This is a genomic window from Colwellia ponticola (assembly GCF_005885605.1).
In the GTDB taxonomy this organism is placed as follows: domain Bacteria; phylum Pseudomonadota; class Gammaproteobacteria; order Enterobacterales; family Alteromonadaceae; genus Colwellia; species Colwellia ponticola.
This window is the reverse complement of record NZ_SZVP01000156.1, coordinates 1-435: the sequence shown is the minus strand read 5'-3', so window position 1 is coordinate 435 and position 435 is coordinate 1. Positions and strand designations below refer to the sequence as shown.

At 40.2% G+C, this 435-nt stretch carries 1 protein-coding gene; it reads left to right on the top strand.

The window, feature by feature from the left end:
• A partial coding sequence (locus FCS21_RS17855) for a hypothetical protein (RefSeq protein WP_222928003.1) occupies positions 1-210 on the top strand: 210 nt, incomplete at its 5' end.
• Positions 211-435: the final 225 nt, after the last annotated feature.

The following is a 435-nucleotide window of genomic DNA, read 5'->3' as shown; positions in this document are numbered from 1 at the left end:
ACGATTTCTAAAAAAACATTACAATCGCGCCTGAAAAAGCGCGGAGATTCACCCGAACAGATTTCGGCCAGAATGGCAGTTTATGCAGAAGACTTAGCTCAACTGGAACGGTTGGCAACTATTCCCACACTTTTAGTCGTGTCAAACGATGGAGCGTTCCAAGAAGCAGCAGATAAAATAAAAAAAGGATTATTGATAGAAACAGATTAACTAAATATCCATAAGATAAGCTGAGAGGCCGCGACAAAAGTGATGTCACGACCTCTCGATGAACGGTGTTTCAGAAGTAGCTTCTTCGGAAATTATTTCTCGAAGCTCCCCTCCCCTCTATCACACCCTCTTAGCGATCAGCTGGTTGTTTTTCCGTATTATTAAGTCTTCATCCTTATGAAGATGCTTTTATACTCAATTGATTATTTTTTGATACGCTTTTCT